Origin of the sequence: Falsihalocynthiibacter sp. BN13B15 (assembly GCF_041205415.1) — a bacterium.
Classification (GTDB): Bacteria; Pseudomonadota; Alphaproteobacteria; order Rhodobacterales; family Rhodobacteraceae; genus Falsihalocynthiibacter; species Falsihalocynthiibacter arcticus.
Window position 1 is genome coordinate 37,874 of sequence record NZ_JBGFCE010000004.1, and the last position, 16,609, is coordinate 54,482.

General features: G+C 53.7%; 17 protein-coding genes. 7 read left to right on the top strand and 10 right to left on the bottom strand.

What is annotated here, in order from left to right; all coding sequences use genetic code 11:
- The first annotated feature begins 53 nt into the window (after positions 1-53).
- Positions 54-1,316, top strand: coding sequence for a phosphoribosylamine--glycine ligase (gene purD / locus AB9F26_RS07800; protein WP_335585823.1), 1,263 nt, complete (start codon positions 54-56; stop codon positions 1,314-1,316).
- On the opposite strand, the gene AB9F26_RS07805 is transcribed toward purD, so the two are convergent.
- Both AB9F26_RS07805 and AB9F26_RS07810 read right to left on the bottom strand, forming a co-directional pair.
- Positions 1,317-2,015 (bottom strand): FG-GAP repeat domain-containing protein, encoded by a 699-nt coding sequence (locus AB9F26_RS07805; protein ID WP_369767741.1) that lies wholly within the window; start codon positions 2,013-2,015, stop codon positions 1,317-1,319.
- Positions 2,015-2,338 (bottom strand): 2Fe-2S iron-sulfur cluster-binding protein, encoded by a 324-nt coding sequence (locus AB9F26_RS07810; RefSeq protein ID WP_039002592.1) that lies wholly within the window; start codon positions 2,336-2,338, stop codon positions 2,015-2,017. The genes AB9F26_RS07805 and AB9F26_RS07810 overlap by 1 nt, the downstream gene beginning before the upstream one ends.
- A gap of 120 nt (positions 2,339-2,458) precedes the next feature.
- Between AB9F26_RS07810 and AB9F26_RS07815 the strand changes: the two genes are divergently transcribed.
- On the top strand, positions 2,459-2,890 hold the full coding sequence (locus tag AB9F26_RS07815; protein ID WP_335585825.1) for an OB-fold nucleic acid binding domain-containing protein: 432 nt from the start codon (positions 2,459-2,461) through the stop codon (positions 2,888-2,890).
- A gap of 47 nt (positions 2,891-2,937) precedes the next feature.
- Complete coding sequence (locus tag AB9F26_RS07820; RefSeq protein ID WP_335585826.1) at positions 2,938-3,498, top strand: peptidoglycan-binding domain-containing protein; 561 nt, start codon at positions 2,938-2,940, stop codon at positions 3,496-3,498.
- A 56-nt stretch (positions 3,499-3,554) separates the two neighbouring features.
- On the opposite strand, the gene AB9F26_RS07825 is transcribed toward AB9F26_RS07820, so the two are convergent.
- The 5 genes from AB9F26_RS07825 to rpiA form a co-directional block, all read right to left on the bottom strand.
- Positions 3,555-4,982, bottom strand: a complete 1,428-nt coding sequence (locus tag AB9F26_RS07825; RefSeq protein WP_335585845.1) for a DegQ family serine endoprotease — start codon at positions 4,980-4,982, stop codon at positions 3,555-3,557.
- Positions 4,983-5,323: 341 nt separating this feature from the next.
- On the bottom strand, positions 5,324-6,205 hold the full coding sequence (locus tag AB9F26_RS07830) for a protease modulator HflC (protein WP_335585827.1): 882 nt from the start codon (positions 6,203-6,205) through the stop codon (positions 5,324-5,326).
- Positions 6,205-7,338 (bottom strand): FtsH protease activity modulator HflK, encoded by a 1,134-nt coding sequence (gene hflK, locus AB9F26_RS07835; RefSeq protein WP_335585828.1) that lies wholly within the window; start codon positions 7,336-7,338, stop codon positions 6,205-6,207. The genes AB9F26_RS07830 and hflK overlap by 1 nt, the downstream gene beginning before the upstream one ends.
- A gap of 62 nt (positions 7,339-7,400) precedes the next feature.
- Positions 7,401-8,786 (bottom strand): glutathione-disulfide reductase, encoded by a 1,386-nt coding sequence (gene gor, locus AB9F26_RS07840; RefSeq protein ID WP_335585829.1) that lies wholly within the window; start codon positions 8,784-8,786, stop codon positions 7,401-7,403.
- Positions 8,787-8,789: 3 nt separating this feature from the next.
- Positions 8,790-9,578: a ribose-5-phosphate isomerase RpiA gene (rpiA, locus tag AB9F26_RS07845; protein WP_369767742.1), complete on the bottom strand. Its 789-nt coding sequence runs from the start codon at positions 9,576-9,578 to the stop codon at positions 8,790-8,792.
- 175 nt (positions 9,579-9,753) lie between these two features.
- On the opposite strand from rpiA, the gene AB9F26_RS07850 reads away from it, so the two are divergent.
- Complete coding sequence (locus AB9F26_RS07850) at positions 9,754-11,127, top strand: L-serine ammonia-lyase (RefSeq protein WP_335585846.1); 1,374 nt, start codon at positions 9,754-9,756, stop codon at positions 11,125-11,127.
- A gap of 1 nt (position 11,128) precedes the next feature.
- On the opposite strand, the gene AB9F26_RS07855 is transcribed toward AB9F26_RS07850, so the two are convergent.
- Entirely contained in the window at positions 11,129-11,728 is a 600-nt protein-coding gene (locus AB9F26_RS07855) for a LysE family translocator (protein ID WP_335585830.1), read from the bottom strand.
- A 72-nt stretch (positions 11,729-11,800) separates the two neighbouring features.
- On the opposite strand from AB9F26_RS07855, the gene AB9F26_RS07860 reads away from it, so the two are divergent.
- A complete protein-coding gene (locus AB9F26_RS07860; protein WP_335585831.1) occupies positions 11,801-12,253 on the top strand; it encodes an Lrp/AsnC family transcriptional regulator in 453 nt (150 codons plus the stop codon).
- A 49-nt stretch (positions 12,254-12,302) separates the two neighbouring features.
- Positions 12,303-13,211, top strand: coding sequence for a DMT family transporter (locus AB9F26_RS07865; RefSeq protein ID WP_369767743.1), 909 nt, complete (start codon positions 12,303-12,305; stop codon positions 13,209-13,211).
- Here AB9F26_RS07865 and AB9F26_RS07870 read toward each other — a convergent pair.
- A complete protein-coding gene (locus tag AB9F26_RS07870) occupies positions 13,196-13,861 on the bottom strand; it encodes a thiamine diphosphokinase (RefSeq protein ID WP_335585833.1) in 666 nt (221 codons plus the stop codon). The two genes, AB9F26_RS07865 and AB9F26_RS07870, sit on opposite strands and share 16 nt — an antisense overlap.
- 140 nt (positions 13,862-14,001) lie before the next feature.
- Here AB9F26_RS07870 and AB9F26_RS07875 point away from each other — a divergent pair, with 140 nt between their 5' ends.
- Positions 14,002-16,317, top strand: coding sequence for a hypothetical protein (locus AB9F26_RS07875; protein ID WP_369767744.1), 2,316 nt, complete (start codon positions 14,002-14,004; stop codon positions 16,315-16,317).
- 76 nt (positions 16,318-16,393) lie between these two features.
- Here AB9F26_RS07875 and AB9F26_RS07880 read toward each other — a convergent pair whose 3' ends face one another.
- Entirely contained in the window at positions 16,394-16,609 is a 216-nt protein-coding gene (locus AB9F26_RS07880) for a DUF2842 domain-containing protein (RefSeq protein ID WP_039003325.1), read from the bottom strand.

Below are 16,609 nucleotides of genomic sequence, written 5' to 3' on the forward strand. Positions count from 1 at the left end.
TTGGTGTGAGGCACCTTAGAACGCCCCGTAACAAAGGCCAAGCGGGGGACGCAATGAACATTTTGATTTTAGGCAGCGGTGGGCGCGAGCATGCACTGGCATGGGCGATAAAACAAAACCCCAAGTGTGATCGGTTGATCGTTGCGCCCGGAAATGCGGGCATCGCACAAATGGCGGAATGCGCTGCCATTGATCCCTGTGACGGCGTCGAAGTCGTGACATTTGCTGAGGAAAACGCGATTGATTTCGTGGTAATCGGCCCCGAAGCACCGCTTGCCCTTGGCGTTGCCGACGATCTGCGCAATGCGGGAATTTTGTGTTTTGGCCCCTCGGCAAAAGCGGCGCAACTTGAAGCGTCAAAAAACTTCACCAAGGAAATCTGCGCGGCCTCCGGCGCCCCTACTGCGGCCTATGCGCATTTCACCGAAGCCGAGGCCGCGAAATCATATATTCGAGAACAAGGCGCACCAATCGTGGTCAAAGCCGACGGTTTGGCCGCAGGAAAAGGCGTCATCGTTGCCATGACCGAAGCTGAGGCCCTTGCCGCCATTGACGACATGTTCGGAGGCGAGTTTGGCGCGGCAGGTGCGGAAGTTGTGATTGAGGAATTTATGATGGGCGAGGAAGCCAGCTGGTTTATCCTTTGCGATGGCGAAAATGTTTTGCCCATAGGCACGGCCCAAGACCACAAGCGCGTGGGCGAAGGCGACACAGGCCCCAACACCGGTGGCATGGGCGCCTATTCTCCCGCGCCCGTAATGACCGACGCTGTGACGCAAAAAGCCATGGACGAGATCATCAAGCCCACAGTCGCCGAAATGGCAAAACGTGGCATGCCCTATCAGGGGGTGCTTTACGCGGGCTTTATGATTGAAAATGGTCAGCCGCGTCTCGTGGAATACAATGCCCGCTTTGGCGATCCTGAATGTCAGGTTTTAATGATGCGCTTGGGGGCTCAAGCTCTCGATTTATTGCTCGCCTGTGCGCGCGGTGAACTCGACAAAGCACAGGTCAACTGGGCCGACGATCACGCTTTGACGGTGGTTTTGGCTGCCAATGGCTATCCGAATGCCTATGCAAAAGGGTCCGAAATTCGCGACCTCAAATCCCTGAACGAAGACAGCATGAACATGACCTTCCATGCGGGAACCAAAGAGATTGACGGCAAAATTACGGCCAATGGCGGACGTGTGTTGAACGTCACCGCTCGCGGGGCCAGCCTCAAAGAAGCGCAGGAACGGGCCTATAAAATGGTGGATCAGATTGATTGGCCAGAAGGGTTCTGCCGCCGCGATATTGGGTATCGCGCGCTTTAGTTAATCGCGGCAGTTCATTGCATTTGAAAAAGAATTGGCGCCCGAATTCGGGCCCAATACATGGCTTTCGATGCGGCCACCCACCAAAGTCAAAGCTACAATTTGCGACCAATCACTCGTCGTTGTAATCATCTCGGGACCATCGCCACAGTCGCGAATGCCACCTGAAATATAGTCTTGGCCGATGCTGTGGTTGGTAAGACCTTCGCGCGTCGCAACGGGATGCAATGCGCCATCTTGGAAGCGCCAGATCGTAAGCACTCGCGCCAAATGGGGGCGGTCGATATAGGCCAGTTCAACGAGGCCATCCCCATCTAAATCAGCACCGCCAATGGGGGCAAGCCAACGGTGCGTGCGACCGATATGCGGCGTTTCGGCCACTTTGCCCGACGCGTCATAAATGGCCAAAGCAGCCCCCTTATGCATATCGGTTTCAATAACCACAACTTCGGGCGCACCGTCGTTATCGACATCCATGAGTCGGGGCGCGATATCTTCGAACACGTGGTCCTCGGGCAAAGTGAGGCGCATTTTTTTGCCCGAAGACATCGTTAGAACAAGCGCGCCGTATTCCGTGGAATCCCCAAGAATACCGTGATCATAGCGCTGTGTTGGGGCGCTATATTCGGCTTTGGTGATTACATCCGCCGAAGCAGGTGTCGCCACAAAAGCCAGTGCAAAGAGCGCGCCCCTGACCATTAGATTTGTTTTTCTGGCATTTGCACCACAAGCCCGTCCAAAGCGTCCGTCACTTTGATCTGACAGGTCAGGCGGGAGGTCGTGGGGTTTGGCTGAAAGGCGAAATCCAACATGTCTTCTTCCATCGCGTCTTTGCCTGGGATTTTTTCTAACCATGCTTCGTCCACGTAAACGTGGCATGTGGAACAGGCGCAAGCGCCACCGCAATCGGCTTCGATTCCGGGAATGTTATTGTCGCGCGCACCTTCCATGACAGATAGCCCATTGGCCACCTCCACTTCGTGTTTTTTGCCGTTGTGCTCGATGTATGTTATTTTGGCCATGTATCTTTTCCTTTAACAGTTGGGGACGTGAATATCTAAGGTGCCTGCCCTGCGCCACCCTCTTTTGCCGCTGGCTCACGAACACTTGTTAAATTTTACAAATGTTCTATATTTGTTCTCATGCAGATATTTAACCCCGCCCCCCATTTTCAACCCAATACATGGCCGCGCCCTCCGGCCTGCTTGCCGCACGCGCGTCTAGAGGAGCCGCCTGCGGGGGCGCGGGTGGCTGTTGCGGGGCTTGTTTTGGTGCGCCAACGGCCCGGAACCGCCAAAGGCGTGATTTTTTTAACGCTGGAAGACGAGACGGGCGTTTCCAATATCGTGGTCTGGCAGAATATCTACGAACGCTATCGTCGCGCGGTGGTGGCGGGGCGTTTGCTGCGGGTAACGGGGCGTATTCAGCGGGAAAATACCGTCATTCATGTGGTCGCCGAAGTGGTGGAGGACATCTCTTATATGCTCGACGATCTGCTGCGCGCTGATGCAACGGTGCAACCTGCGCCACAAACCAAGTCGACACGGGTTCTCGCGTCGCTCAAACCACGCTAAGATTGCTCCTGCAGGTGGGCAAAAGATCCGCCGCAGAGAAGAGCAGAATGAGCAAAATCAATATGACCAACCCGAAACTCGGGTATTTTCGTGCGACCGCCGTGCTTTTGAGTGCGGCGTTTGGCCTGTCCGCTTGCGTTGACAAGGGCGTCCACGTGGCGAGCCTGAGTGAGCCCGAGCTAGCTGTCAGCCAAGCCAGCGCTCCGCCAAATGCCCGCGAGGGAAGCTGTTGGGCGCGCGACGAAACGCCTGCAACCATCCAAACAACCACCGAGAAATTTCTCGTTGAACCCGAAGAGGTCGATGCGAGCGGAACGATCACGAAACCTGCGATCTATCGCGTCGAAACCCGCCAAGAGATCACCCGCCAGCGGGATGAAATCTGGTTTGAGACACCCTGCTCGGAGACTATCGGCGAGGATTTCATCCTCAACCTTCAACGCGCCTTAAGCGTGCGCGGGTATTACGCGGGACCAATCAACGGTGAAATGGATTCGCCGACCCGCCAAGCCGTTCGAAAATACCAAGAAATTCAGGGCCTCAACAGCTCTATCGTCTCACTCGAAGCGGGCCAGCAACTTGGCTTGTCAAACTACATCCTAGACTGAAAAAGGCGCCGCATTTTCATGCGACGCCCCGAGATCAGACCCTAGTGATCCGAAAATTATGACAAGTTAACCGCCATATAGCGCGGCTCACCGTCACGACGCACAAGAAGAAGCAAGGATTTGCGCCCTGCATCTTTGGCATCTTCAATTTGGTCTTCAAGGTCTTGAAGCGAATTCACGGCTTGCTGGCCTGCCTCCGAGATCACATCCCCCGCCCGCAAACCTTTTTCAAAGGCTTCACTGGTTTCGTCGATGCCTTTCACGAGCAAACCATTGACGCTGCTTGGCAATTCAAGTGCCTCGCGCACCTCATCCGTAAGCTCAGTCAAAGTAACGCCAAGAATTTCCATCTCAACGGGATCTTGAGCCTCAGGGGACGGCACGACAGTATCGCCATTTCCTTCCGCAGTTTCGCGACGTCCCAAAGTGATCGTGAGCGTCTTTGCTTCACCCTCACGGAACACTTCCATATCAACAGCTTTACCAACTTCCGTTTCTCCAACGCGGCGCACCAATGCACGGGTATCCTCAACCTCGACACCATCGAAAGATGTAATCACGTCTCCAGCTTTGACACCAGCATCAGCCGAAGGACCCTCTGGAACATCCGTCACCAAAGCACCCGTCGCGTCAGGAAGTCCAAGTGCCTCGGCCACGTCAGAATCGATGTCCTGAATGCGCACACCCAGCCATCCACGACGGGTTTCACCGAACTCTTGCAACTGATTTACAACTTTGCTGACAACCGCCGATGACATCGAAAAACCAATCCCGATGGAGCCGCCATTGGGCGACAGAATGGCCGTATTCACGCCCACAACATCGCCGTCCATATTGAACAAGGGACCACCAGAGTTGCCACGGTTAATCGCCGCGTCGGTCTGGATATAATCGTCATAGCTACCAGAAAGCGCCCGGTTGCGCGCTGAAATAATCCCTGCGGAAACCGAAAAACCCTGTCCCAACGGATTGCCAACGGCCATGACCCAGTCACCGACACGTGCATTGTCACTGTCGCCAAAAACCACAAATGGTAATGGTGTGTCACTCTCAACCTTCAGAAGCGCAATGTCCGTATTGGGATCACGGCCAATTAAACGGGCGGGATATTCCTCACCCGTGAAAAATTCGATCATGATTTCGTCCGCCCCGTCAATCACGTGATTGTTCGTGACGATAAAACCATCCTCGGAAATCACAAAACCCGATCCCAAAGCTTGGCTGCGCTGAGGTTGATCCCCGCCCCCTTCACGACGATCCAAAAAGTCGCGAAAGTAATCCTCAAACGGGGAGCCTTCCGGCACGACAGGACCCGGTTGAGTGGCGCGCGCAATGGTCGTTGAGGTTGTTATGTTCACCACGGACGGGCTAATGGATTCTGCGAGATCCGCAAAACTTTCGGGCGCACCGCGTGCGAACGCGACCATGCTCTGTGCGAGAAACAGAACCAAAGCCAATGTTGCGAACAAGGCCGCTCTCACCATGTTTGATTTCTGTTCTACGTCTCGATCAATTGAAACTGCCAAAGATTTCACTTTAAGCTCCTATTTTACACATCATCCTGCGGCGACACTGCATCCAGCACTTTGTTGCCGTATTCCTTGCAATTACTTTAACTCTGCGCGCGGACTTGCAACCCAAAATCAAATCGCGAACTCACAAATGAACGTGACTGCAATGTTACCATTGATTTGAAGGTGTGGCCGATTCATTTTTTTTCAAGGGACGGGTACGAAATCTCCCGCCACGAGAAAGCCTCGCTTCCGCCAACAAAAAAGGCCCATGTCGCGAAACATGGGCCCTAAAATTGAGATCTATAGCGCCCTTATTTCGCGGGAACTTCACCGGTGGACGACCGCATGAATTTGAAAAACTCACTGTCAGGTGACAACACCATCGAAGAATTTCCCGCTTGGAAAGCACGTTCATACGCCGTTAGCGAGCGATAGAATTCAAAGAAATCTTGGTCCGACCCATAGGCCGTCGCAAAAATTCCGTTGCGTTTGGCATCGGCTTCACCGCGAATAATCTCGGACTGGCGTCTCGCATCCGAAACCAATTCAACCACGGTACGATCTGCGAGAGCCCGCACACGTTGTGCCGCCTCATTCCCGCGCGCACGCTCGTCGGTCGCTTCACGTTCCCGTTCTGCGCGCATCCGATCAAAAGTTGCCCCTTGGTTTGCTTGCGGTAAATCTGTGCGTTTCAAACGTACATCAACCACCTCAAGCCCCAAGGTTTGAGCTTCGAAAACGGCACCGGCACGAATTTCCGACATTAACGCAATCCGATCCGCAGAGAGAATATCGTTAGACGTTACGCCCCCCAAGACTTCGCGAATTATTGAAACAAGGATTGAATCCAAACGCGCTTCACCAGCCCGTTCACCACCCGCACCAACAGCCCGACGGAACCGTTCCACGTCTGTGATCCGATACCGCGCAAAGGCGTCAACGATCAACCGGCGATCATCCAACGGCGTGACTTCCAAGGCTTCGACATCCCGGCTCAAGATACGGTCATCATAGTAGACAACCTCTTGAATAAACGGAATTTTAAACGCGAGACCCGGTTCTTCCTTGACGGCTTTAACCTGACCAAACTGAAGGACAAGCGCCTTTTCTTTTTCATCCACGATAAACATGGACATGAACCCAAGAACGACGGCTGCTACGACGACTGGTAGAATATATGCTGTCTTTTTCATTATTCTGTCCCTCCGGTTTTACGTAACTCGTTGAGCGGAAGATAAGGCACAACACCCTGCCCCGCAGAGTCGCCGTCGATAATAACTTTGTCTACACGGCCCAAAACACGCTCCATTGTCTCAAGATAAAGACGTTTGCGCGTAACTTCAGGCGCCTTGCGGAATTCTGCCAGAATCGAGAGGAACCGGCTGGCTTCACCCTCGGCTTGGTTTACGACCTGTGCACGATATGCTTCGGATTCTTCGAGAACCTGTGCAGCTTCCCCGCGCGCGCCCGCCAAAGCTTTGTTGGCATAAGCATCCGCTTGTTTCTCAAGCTTATCACGCTCTTGCGAGGCGGCCTGAACATCGCGGAATGCTTCGATAACCTCGCTGGGCGGATCGGCCTTTTTGAAGTTGACCCGCACGACGTTCAAGCCGGCATTGTATGAATTCAAAGTGTCTTGAACCAGTGCTTTCACCGTGTCGGCAATCAACCCGCGATCCCTATTCAGAATCGGTGACAGGTTAGATTGGGCAATAACTTCGCGCATCGCCGATTCAGACACCGCCAAAATGGTCGCCTCTGGGTCGCGTAGATTGAACAGATATTTCGCGGGATCATTGATGTTCCAAACGACTTGGAAGTCGATGTCGACGATGTTTTCATCGCCAGTGAGCATCAGACCATCGCGCGCTCCGGTGCCGATTTCCACGATTTGCTCGCGCGAAACGGTTAGGATTTCTTTGGTCACAAAGGGCCAGGGCGCAAAGTTCAGGCCCGGCTCGCCGGTTGAATAATACTTACCAAGGAACAGTTCTACTGACTGCTCTTCCGGTTTGACGGTGTAAAACGATGCAAAAGCCCAAAGGCCCAGCGCCACAAGGCCACCAATTGCAATCGTTGTTCCGTTGAGGGCAGGTCCCTGACCTTCGCCGCCACCGGAGCCGCCATTGCTGCGACCACCGCCGCCGCGACCACCCATCAAAACGCGAAGCTGTTCTTGCCCCTTTTTTACCAATTCCTCAAGTTCGGGGAGTTGGGGTCCGTCTTGTCCGGGTTTACGTCCACCGCCGTTATTGGGACGATTATCTTTATCGCCACCATCGTCGCCGCCTCCGCCACCCCAAGGGCCGCCATTATTTCCCGCCATAAAGCTTCCTAACGTCTGAATTAACTATGCTACTTACTTAGATGCGGCTTCTAACCGAAATTTCAAGGCATTGCCACCTTAGAGGCGGCAGGAACAACGCGTGTTGGCGTTTTCATTGTCACCAATTCTTCGGCCATGACAGGATGCACCGCACATGTGCGATCAAAATCTTCCTTCGTCGCACCCATTTTTACTGCAATTCCGACCATTTGGATCATTTCGCCCGCGCTCGGGCCCACAATGTGACAGCCCAAAACAACTCGGGTCTCAACGGAAACTATTAATTTCATAAAGGCTTTGTTCTGACGCCCCGCAAAAAGCGTCTGCATGGGGCGGAAACTCGTGGTGTAGACTTCAACCGCACCGGTTTTCGCGGCCTCATCTTCGGTCATGCCAACGGTACCAAACTCTGGCTGGGTAAAGACGGCCGAAGCCACCAAATCGTGGTCAGGCTTGGTTGGATTGCCATGGAAAACCGTATCCACAAACGCCGCGCCTTCGCGGATGGCGACGGGGGTAAGATTGATGCGGTCGGTTACATCGCCCACGGCAAAGATCGATGGAATATTGGTTTGCGAATAGTCATCAACAAGGATTTCCCCCTTGCCGCCCAGCGCAACGCCCGCTGCCTCAAGGCCCATACCTGTCGTATTGGGCACCCGCCCTGTAGCGTAGATAACTTGATCAAATTCAACCACTTGACCACAAGTTGACGTCACCTGAAGGCCCGTTTCGGTCTTAAGGATGCTTTCCACATTCTCGCCCAGCTGTAGGTCGATCCCCTTGGTGATCATCTCGCTCGCGATCACATCAGTCGCCTCACGATCAAAGCCCCGCAGGATTTGCTCGCCGCGATAATATTGCGTGACTTCGACGCCCATCCCCTTAAGGATGCAGGCAAATTCGCAGGCAATAAACCCACCGCCAACAATCAAAACCGACTTCGGTAAATCGTCCCACAGGAAGATTTCATTCGAAGTGATCGTGTGCTCGGACCCAGAGAATTTGGGCGTAAAGGGACGGCCCCCAACGGCCACCAGAATATGCTTGGCTGTAAATTGTTCGCCCGTCGATAATTTCACCGTATGCGCATCCACAAGTTCGGCGCGGGCATTAAAACGTTGAACATTGTTATTGTCCAAAATCGAGCCGTAAATCCCCTCAAGACGGTTCAACTCGCGCGTCAAATGCGGATGAAACGTATGCCAGTCGAAATCGCCAACCGAAACGTCCCAACCATAATGTGCGGCGTCGACCATAAGATCTTTGTATTCACTCGCGTAAACCATCAGTTTTTTCGGAACACATCCACGGATCACACAGGTGCCCCCCAGACGGTATTCCTCGGCCAAACCAACGCGGGCGCCACCTTCGGTCGATGAAAGTCTCGCGGCGCGCACGCCTCCGCTTCCGCCACCGATGACGAATAGATCAAAGTCGAATGTCATAATTTAGTCCCCTAGATCCGCAAAAAGGTTGTCACTCTCGACGAAATCAAGACGGGACTCCTCAACTGTTCCATTATTTATATCGCGCACTTCGACTTTTCCATCCCCATAGCCGATCACAACTACGTCACAAATATCAACAAACAGCCCGTTTTCCACAACACCCGGGATCTGATTGAGCACCAGACTCATCTGACGTGCATTGCCGATCCGGTGCAAATGGAGGTCCAGAATATAGTTCCCCTCATCGGTCAAAAAGGCCGCATCGCCATTCATCCGAAGGCTGGTCGTGCGCCCCAAAACATCAAGGCCAATAAGGGTCTCTTCGATCAACGCCTTGCTGGTTTGCCAGCCAAAGGGGATCACTTCAACGGGCAAAGGAAACGCGCCAAGGGTCTCTACTTGCTTGGAAATATCCGCAATAACGACCATCTGATCGCTCGCCGTGGCCACGATCTTTTCTTGCAACAGGGCGCCACCGCCGCCTTTGATCAAATTGAGGTTACCGTCATATTCATCCGCGCCGTCAATCGTAACGTCCAGCCATTTGGCCTCGTCCAAGGACACAACTTTGATGCCCACGCTGCGGGCCAATTCAGCGGTGCGGGTCGATGTGGGAACGGCCGTAATATTCAGCCCCTCCTCACGCACCATCTCGCCCAAACACCGCACCATCCATGCCGCAGTTGAGCCCGTGCCCATGCCAACGCGCATCCCGTCCTCGACATATTCGACGGCCCGTTTGGCGGCGACGAATTTGGCCTTATCGATAGGGGAAAGTTCTCCAGACATAGTGCGACTCCTCATAAGTTGGGGTGTTTATACAAAACCTCACGCGGCGCGGCGAGAGGCAATTGCCGAAAATATGCACGGGTTTCGCCGCCTTTAGCGCAAACAGTGTCGCATGCACCCTTGCACCCTCCCCCCGCGCGTGTTTCCTATAGGAAACTTTTCACGCGAGGCCATGATGTTTCTCTCCGTTTTCGACATGTTTAAAATCGGTATCGGCCCGAGCTCAAGCCATACAATGGGCCCCATGGTCGCCGCCGCGCATTTCCTTGAGCGCCTTCGGGGGTCGCCCTTCAGGGCACATGGCCTGCGGGCTTCCCTTCACGGTTCGCTCGCCTTCACCGGAGTAGGCCACGCCACTGATCGCGCCACCATCCTCGGCCTCGCGGGTTTCACACCTGAGGCCTATGATGCAGCAAAAGCCGAGGAAACCTTGGCGCAAATTCACGCGACAAAAATCATAACAACCGAGGGTCTCCTGCCGCTTGCTTTTGACCCAACGACGGACCTCAAATTCGACTACGACACTGTGCTTTCGGGCCATGCGAACGGCATGATCCTGATGGCCACTGACGCCCAAGGCGACGTCATTCTGCGCGATGTTTACTACTCCGTCGGCGGCGGCTTTGTGATGACCGAGGCCGAACTTGCAGCGGGCAAAAACACCGATCCGGGCGAACCGATCCCCTTCCCGTTCCAAACGGCCGTCGAGATGCTCGATATGTGCCGCGCTTCGGGCAAATCCATTGCCGACCTAAAACGCGCCAATGAACACGCGCGTAAAACCTCGGCGGATTTGGACAAAGACATCCTGCGCCTTTGGGACGTCATGAACGATTGCATCACCCGAGGCCTCGCCACCGATGGCATCCTCCCCGGTGGCTTGTCGGTACGACGACGGGCCAAAGCGATCCACGAAAGCTTGCTGGCGGAGCGCGGCCTCAACCTAAGTGCGCCGCATACCATCAACGACTGGATGAGTTGCTTTGCGATGGCAGTAAATGAGGAAAACGCCGCCGGCGGCCAAGTCGTGACCGCCCCGACCAACGGCGCGTCGGGCGTGCTTCCCGCAACATTGCGCTACTGGCTCGATTTCGTTCCCAACGCTTCGCCCTCACAGATTCCCGACTTCCTCCTTACAGCGGCGGCCATTGGCGGGCTGGTCAAACATAACGCTTCAATTTCCGGCGCGGAATGCGGATGTCAGGCCGAGGTTGGTTCGGCGGCAGCGATGGCGGCGGCGGGCCTTGCGGCAGCTATGGGGGGCACCCCTGAGCAGGTCGAAAATGCTGCTGAAATCGCGCTGGAACATCATTTGGGCATGACCTGCGATCCGATCAGGGGCCTCGTTCAAGTGCCATGCATCGAGCGCAACGGACTAGGCGCGATCAAAGCGGTGTCGGCGGCTTCTCTGGCCCTTCGTGGCGACGGGCACCACCTTGTTCCGCTCGATTCCGTTATCGAAACCATGCGTCAAACGGGCGAAGATATGCACGAGAAATACAAAGAAACCTCCCTTGGTGGCCTCGCGGTGAACGTGCCCAACTGCTGAGTTATAAGTTGGCCCTCAAAACCGGAATGACCGATAACAAAAGCAAGAACGCCATGATGCCGTTAAACACGCGCATACGGGTTGGGTTGGTTAATACCTTTTGCATTTGCACGCCCATCACGGCCCAAAGACTGACGGACGGCAGATTTACGCAGCCAAATATAAGGCCTACTAATAATACAGATGCCAAAGTCTGGTCCGCCGCATAAAGCGACATCGCAGAGATCGCCATGCCGATGGCCTTCGGGTTCACCCATTGAAACAAAACCGCTTGGTAAAAACGCATCGGGTGGCCCTTTGCCGCCTGCTCCTTTGGGGGGCGGGCCGTTGCGATTTTATAGGCCAAATAGGCCATATAGACCGCTGCCAAAACTTTAAAAACTGTCAACATTTCGGGAAACACGTCAAAGACCTGCATCAGTCCCATGCCCAGAAGAACCGCCATGAAGACAAAGCCAAACCCAACGCCAAGCATGTGAGGCACCGTGCGCAGGAGGCCAAAATTCGCGCCAGACGCCATCAGCATCAGGTTATTCGGCCCAGGTGTCACCGACATAACGAAGGCAAAGACCATGAGGGGTTTGATGTTTTCTATATCCATTCGCAAGATATTGCACATCAGACGCGACATGTGATTGCTAAATTTGCAAAAATGACAGAATGTTCACAACATATGATAGATTCTAACCCCATTAACCAAAAGATATTGCGCGAACTTTCTATGAATGGTCGGATCAGCAATCTTGACCTCGCACAGAAAGTCGGCCTTTCGCCCAGCGCCTGCTTGCGACGCGTCCAAGACCTTGAACGGCGGGGCGTCATTACGGGCTATCGGGCCACCATAGATCAAACGGCCATTGGCGCGGGGTTCACGGCCTATATTGGCGTCGGCCTCAATGATCACTCCAAGACCAGTCAGGAAGCCTTTGAGCGCTCGATTTCGAAGGTCGCCGAAGTGCGGGAATGTCACAATGTGACTGGAACGATTGAATACCTCCTGCGGGTCGAAACCAAAGACCTCGCGAGTTATAAAGTGCTGCACACCGAGAAATTGGGCACCCTGCCGCAGGTGCATTCGATCACAACTTATGTAGTGATCGGCTCGCCCAAAGATGACCGCGCCTAGACGCGCAAATCCGCTGGTCAGGGGCACGGCGAACACCTAGAGTTCGTCCATGTCTCAAGATCGTCCCCTCCTTGGAATCCTCCTCATCATCGGCTTTTGCATTCTTGCGCCGTTGGGCGACGCTATGGCAAAACTGCTGGGTGGATCGAATGGCGTCATTGAGCTTGTGGCCTATCGCTTTATTATCCAAAGCCTGATTGTTGTGCCTATTGTCCTGTTTGCGCGGACGGATATGCGGGCCTCGCCCCGCGTCTTGGGCTTTACGTTCCTGCGTACCTCTCTGCACATTGCGTCTACCATCATGCTCTTTATTGCCCTGCGGTATATCCCTTTGGCGGAAACACTGGCGATTGTTTTTATCATGCCGATCATCATGATGTTTCTAGGCTGGTTCTTTCTTAACGAAACAGTTGGGCCACGGCGGATTTTGGCGGCGGGCGTTGCTTTCTTTGGCACGATGTTGGTGATCCAACCCAGCTTTGCGCTTGTGGGGATGACCGCGCTCCTGCCCATTGGGGTGGCCTTTGCCTTTGCCGTTTTCATGATTATTACCCGCGTCATTTCCCGCGAGGTCGATCCGATGGCGCTTCAGGCGTTCAACGGCATCGTGGGTGTCGCGCTTGTTGTGCCGCTTTGGTTTGTAGGCGCGCATTTCGGCTGGACGGATTTTCAAATCACAACCTCGGTGAACAACCAATGGGGCATCATTATTCTAATGGGGGGCATTGGTACCGTTGCGCATCTTTTGATGACGTGGTCGTTGCGGTTTGCACCTTCCTCAACCCTTGCTCCCATGCAATATCTCGAAATTCCAATCGCAACGGTTTACGGTTACTTACTGTTCAACGATCTCCCCAACGGGGTCGCGGCACTGGGAATTACGATCGTCATCGCCAGCGGCCTTTACATTATCTATCGAGAGAGCCGCCTCGCGTCCGCGCTTCAAGCCGCAGAATAAAGCGCGTCCATAGCCACCTTAAGGGCAGAACGCGGCAAAATTACAAGCATATGGGGCGCATCAAACGTGAGGGATACAGGACCGGAAACCTCATTCGATGTGCCAATCCGCCCACCAGGTTCAAACTCAAGCCCATTGATTGGCCAGCGAAGCCCCTCGGATGTGCCGCGCACATGCCCCATAGGAAAGAGAGAAAACCGTGATCCAATTGGGAGGTCAATCCGCAACGACTTGGGAGCGCGGAAAACCACATCCTCGCCGCCCAAAAGGATGACAGTTTTCGAATCATGATGAACCAAAGCATTAAACGCCGCGAGTTCGTGGTCCAACCGCGCTCCTGTAAACCCAACCCCTAGCATAATGGGCGCCTCGCACCGTAAAAGTGCTTTTTCAAAGTCGGTTGTGTCCTGTTCCGTTACTAAAAACAGTCGTTCTGCGCCGATTTTCTCTCTTGAAGCCGCGTCAATTGAATCCATATCCCCAATAACAGCCACGGGTTGCACGTTGTTTTCTAACGCAAATTTGGCCCCGCCATCACATGCCACTAAAATTGGCGCACGGGTTAGGGCTTCTGAAAGGGTGTCTGAGGTAACCTCTCCTCCACCAAGCAAAGTGATCGGTGTAGATTTGGAAACAATGGGATGAAACATGGTGATTTTGCCTTATTCTTGGAAACACGCCATATTTAGGCCCAGAAATGATACGTATAATAACGTAGTTCCGAACAATTGTGTGATCGGCAACGTGGTAAACATATAGTTGCAGAGTAAGAGAGAAAGCGAGCAGTATCATGATAAGCGAAAGCAAAATCCTGACCGTATCTTACGGAACCTTCTCTTGCACACTTGAAGGTTTCGACGATTCGTTCTCCACGATGAAGGCCATCGCGGAATATTTTAAGACCCTAGCGGCAGAAGACCGTTATTTTGGTGCGGAACCCCCCGCTCCAGACGTGGAAATGCTGGCTCGCATTGCAGAACGTGAAGTTCGCAGTCGTGTTCAGGCGCAAATTGGCGACAACGGCGTTGTGCTACGCAAAAGTGAGGCAGAGGGCGAGCAAGACCCTACATTCACGAAAGAAAGCGCCCCCGTTTCTGAGACGCCTCAAGCGCATCCCACCGCCCCCCTCAACCAAACGGTAAAAATGCCCGCTCCGGTTGCAGTTCAACTCACGCAAAAAACGGCACCTTTTGTGATGGCAGCAGCAATTGATGGATCAGAATCCGTCGCCGCCAAGCTGCAACGCATTCGGGCCGCCGTATCACGCGCCCCAACAAACGCTCCGGCAGAAGTCATCGAAGACGCAAACAGCGAAGACCTTTTCAAGCCAATCGCAAGCGCCTTTCAAGACATTGAAGATGACGCTGAAATCGTCCTCCCTTCTGCGCCTAAAGTAGCGCCAGTGGCAGACGAGCAAGCGACCCAAGAGTCATTCGAAGACTCGCAAGTCGTTGAAGCAGTATTAGAAATAACAATTGAAGACACCGACGAAGAGCCGACAGCAGACCTCGTCGAGGACGCCGACATTGTTGTTTCTGATGTCTTCGAAGACACCCTTGAAGACATGCCCGAATTGGCGGTTTCCCTCGAAAACGATGCAGAAGAAGAACTTGAATTCACGACGGAAAATTCAGTCGATGTTTCTGAGCCTGAAGCTGTTTCAATGGACGTTGAATCCACAAGCGACGACGATGCGGCAGTGCTTGCAGGTGTTGGTGCTTTCATGGCCCAGTCTGAACCTTCTGAAACTGTCGCCAGCATTGACGAATATACCAATGAGCAAGGGGATGAGCCCCTCGCCGCAACGGATATCACGTCCATCTTGGGCACAATATCCCAAGACGATTCGACATCGCATAGTGATGGCGCGATCAAAGAAGGCACACACCAAGACCAAGAGGACGATACTTTCGAAGGAAGCCTTGAGTCCCGTTTGGAAACAGAAAACGTTTTGTCCGAGGCCCAGAGAGACGAAGACCTTGCGGATTTGGCCAAGCTCGATGCTCCTCAGGACGCGTTTCAAGACGAAGCACCTGATACTGCATCGGTAGAAAGCAGCACAGAAGAATCAACTCGCACGCCAAAAGGCAGCGTATCCAATGTTCTAGCACGCGCACGCGCACGCGTCATTCATGTTAAAAAGACTGACTTGGAGCAAGCCTTGGAGGAGGACGCCGTTGAAGAATTCCTCGACGTCTCCGCGTCACCTCAAGAGAATGCTTTTACTGACGATGACACCGACGATGCAAATGAAACGGCTGAAGAGTCGATTCTATCGGCGGAAGATGAAGCAGAATTGATGGCCGAACTTGCGGCTGTAACAAATGAAACACCAGACGACATCCCCACACTTGAACCTCTCCCCGAGGTGACACAATATCATTCGTTGAGCAAGCAAGCAGACGAAGACAATGTGAACCGCCTCATGGAGGAGAGCGATTCGAAGTTTGCCGAGAGCGATGGAACTCGGCGTCGTTCGGCCATCGCGCATCTTAAAGCGGCGGTTGCAGCAACAGTTGCCGATCGGAGGATTTTGGGCGGTTCGAAACCAAAATCCGACGATACAGGTGCCTACCGTAAAGATTTGGCCGAAGTTGTTCGTCCGAACCGTGCCGAGCGTCGTGCGGGCAGCAGCAAAGATGATCGCCCCGCACCTTTGGTCTTGGTGTCTGAGCAACGCATTGACCTGCACGATGGGCCAGCAGTACGGCCACGTCGCGTAGGCAAATCGGCGCTCGAATTGCGAGATGTGAACGAAGACCTGTCGGAAGGCGGACGCGCAAATTCGAAAACGGCGAAGCATCTTGAGGAAAGCAAATCCTTCGCGGAATTCGCCGAGCGCGTTGGCGCAATTGAATTGCCAGATTTGCTGGAAGCAGCAGCAGCCTACGCATCCTTTGTCGAAGGAAAAGAGCATTTCACACGTCCCGACATCATGCGTCGTGCTTTGCAGTTCGCGGAAGACCAAGGTGTCTCACGCGAAGAAGGTCTGCGTTCCTTTGGCCTCCTCTTGCGTCAAGGTAAAATCGAAAAAGTAAAACGCGGGCAATTCAAAATCGCGCAGTCGACTCGGTTCAACCCAGAAGCACGTATTGCTGGCGAGTAGTATCAGCGTCACAAAACAAAAAAGGCGGCCATTGGGCCGCCTTTTTTGATTCCTACCTCATTGGGCTCGCTCTTTTCTAAGCGTCCGGATCTGCCTGACCGATGCCCTTAAAGATGGCCTTAAGCGGAAACGCCCAAATAACCCCAAGGAACACATAGATCACCAGTTCCAACCAAAACGGAGGCCGATCAAACAGACCAATAACACTAACCGCAACAATGATATACGCTGGGAGCCCCACAAGGAGTGCAAACAGCGACCACCGCCGACGGGCTTTATAACTCAATGCCAT

What these genes read in the sequence shown, in the direction of transcription:
- purD (WP_335585823.1), top strand. Translation starts at nt 54, where the DNA reads ATGAACATTTTGATTTTAGGCAGCGGTGGGCGCGAGCATGCACTGGCA.
- AB9F26_RS07805 (WP_369767741.1), bottom strand. Translation starts at nt 2,015, where the DNA reads ATGGTCAGGGGCGCGCTCTTTGCACTGGCTTTTGTGGCGACACCTGCT.
- AB9F26_RS07810 (WP_039002592.1), bottom strand. Translation starts at nt 2,338, where the DNA reads ATGGCCAAAATAACATACATCGAGCACAACGGCAAAAAACACGAAGTG.
- AB9F26_RS07815 (WP_335585825.1), top strand. Translation starts at nt 2,459, where the DNA reads ATGCAGATATTTAACCCCGCCCCCCATTTTCAACCCAATACATGGCCG.
- AB9F26_RS07820 (WP_335585826.1), top strand. Translation starts at nt 2,938, where the DNA reads ATGAGCAAAATCAATATGACCAACCCGAAACTCGGGTATTTTCGTGCG.
- AB9F26_RS07825 (WP_335585845.1), bottom strand. Translation starts at nt 4,982, where the DNA reads ATGGTGAGAGCGGCCTTGTTCGCAACATTGGCTTTGGTTCTGTTTCTC.
- AB9F26_RS07830 (WP_335585827.1), bottom strand. Translation starts at nt 6,205, where the DNA reads ATGAAAAAGACAGCATATATTCTACCAGTCGTCGTAGCAGCCGTCGTT.
- hflK (WP_335585828.1), bottom strand. Translation starts at nt 7,338, where the DNA reads ATGGCGGGAAATAATGGCGGCCCTTGGGGTGGCGGAGGCGGCGACGAT.
- gor (WP_335585829.1), bottom strand. Translation starts at nt 8,786, where the DNA reads ATGACATTCGACTTTGATCTATTCGTCATCGGTGGCGGAAGCGGAGGC.
- rpiA (WP_369767742.1), bottom strand. Translation starts at nt 9,578, where the DNA reads ATGTCTGGAGAACTTTCCCCTATCGATAAGGCCAAATTCGTCGCCGCC.
- AB9F26_RS07850 (WP_335585846.1), top strand. Translation starts at nt 9,754, where the DNA reads ATGTTTCTCTCCGTTTTCGACATGTTTAAAATCGGTATCGGCCCGAGC.
- AB9F26_RS07855 (WP_335585830.1), bottom strand. Translation starts at nt 11,728, where the DNA reads ATGGATATAGAAAACATCAAACCCCTCATGGTCTTTGCCTTCGTTATG.
- AB9F26_RS07860 (WP_335585831.1), top strand. Translation starts at nt 11,801, where the DNA reads ATGATAGATTCTAACCCCATTAACCAAAAGATATTGCGCGAACTTTCT.
- AB9F26_RS07865 (WP_369767743.1), top strand. Translation starts at nt 12,303, where the DNA reads ATGTCTCAAGATCGTCCCCTCCTTGGAATCCTCCTCATCATCGGCTTT.
- AB9F26_RS07870 (WP_335585833.1), bottom strand. Translation starts at nt 13,861, where the DNA reads ATGTTTCATCCCATTGTTTCCAAATCTACACCGATCACTTTGCTTGGT.
- AB9F26_RS07875 (WP_369767744.1), top strand. Translation starts at nt 14,002, where the DNA reads ATGATAAGCGAAAGCAAAATCCTGACCGTATCTTACGGAACCTTCTCT.
- AB9F26_RS07880 (WP_039003325.1), bottom strand. Translation starts at nt 16,609, where the DNA reads ATGGCATTGAGTTATAAAGCCCGTCGGCGGTGGTCGCTGTTTGCACTC.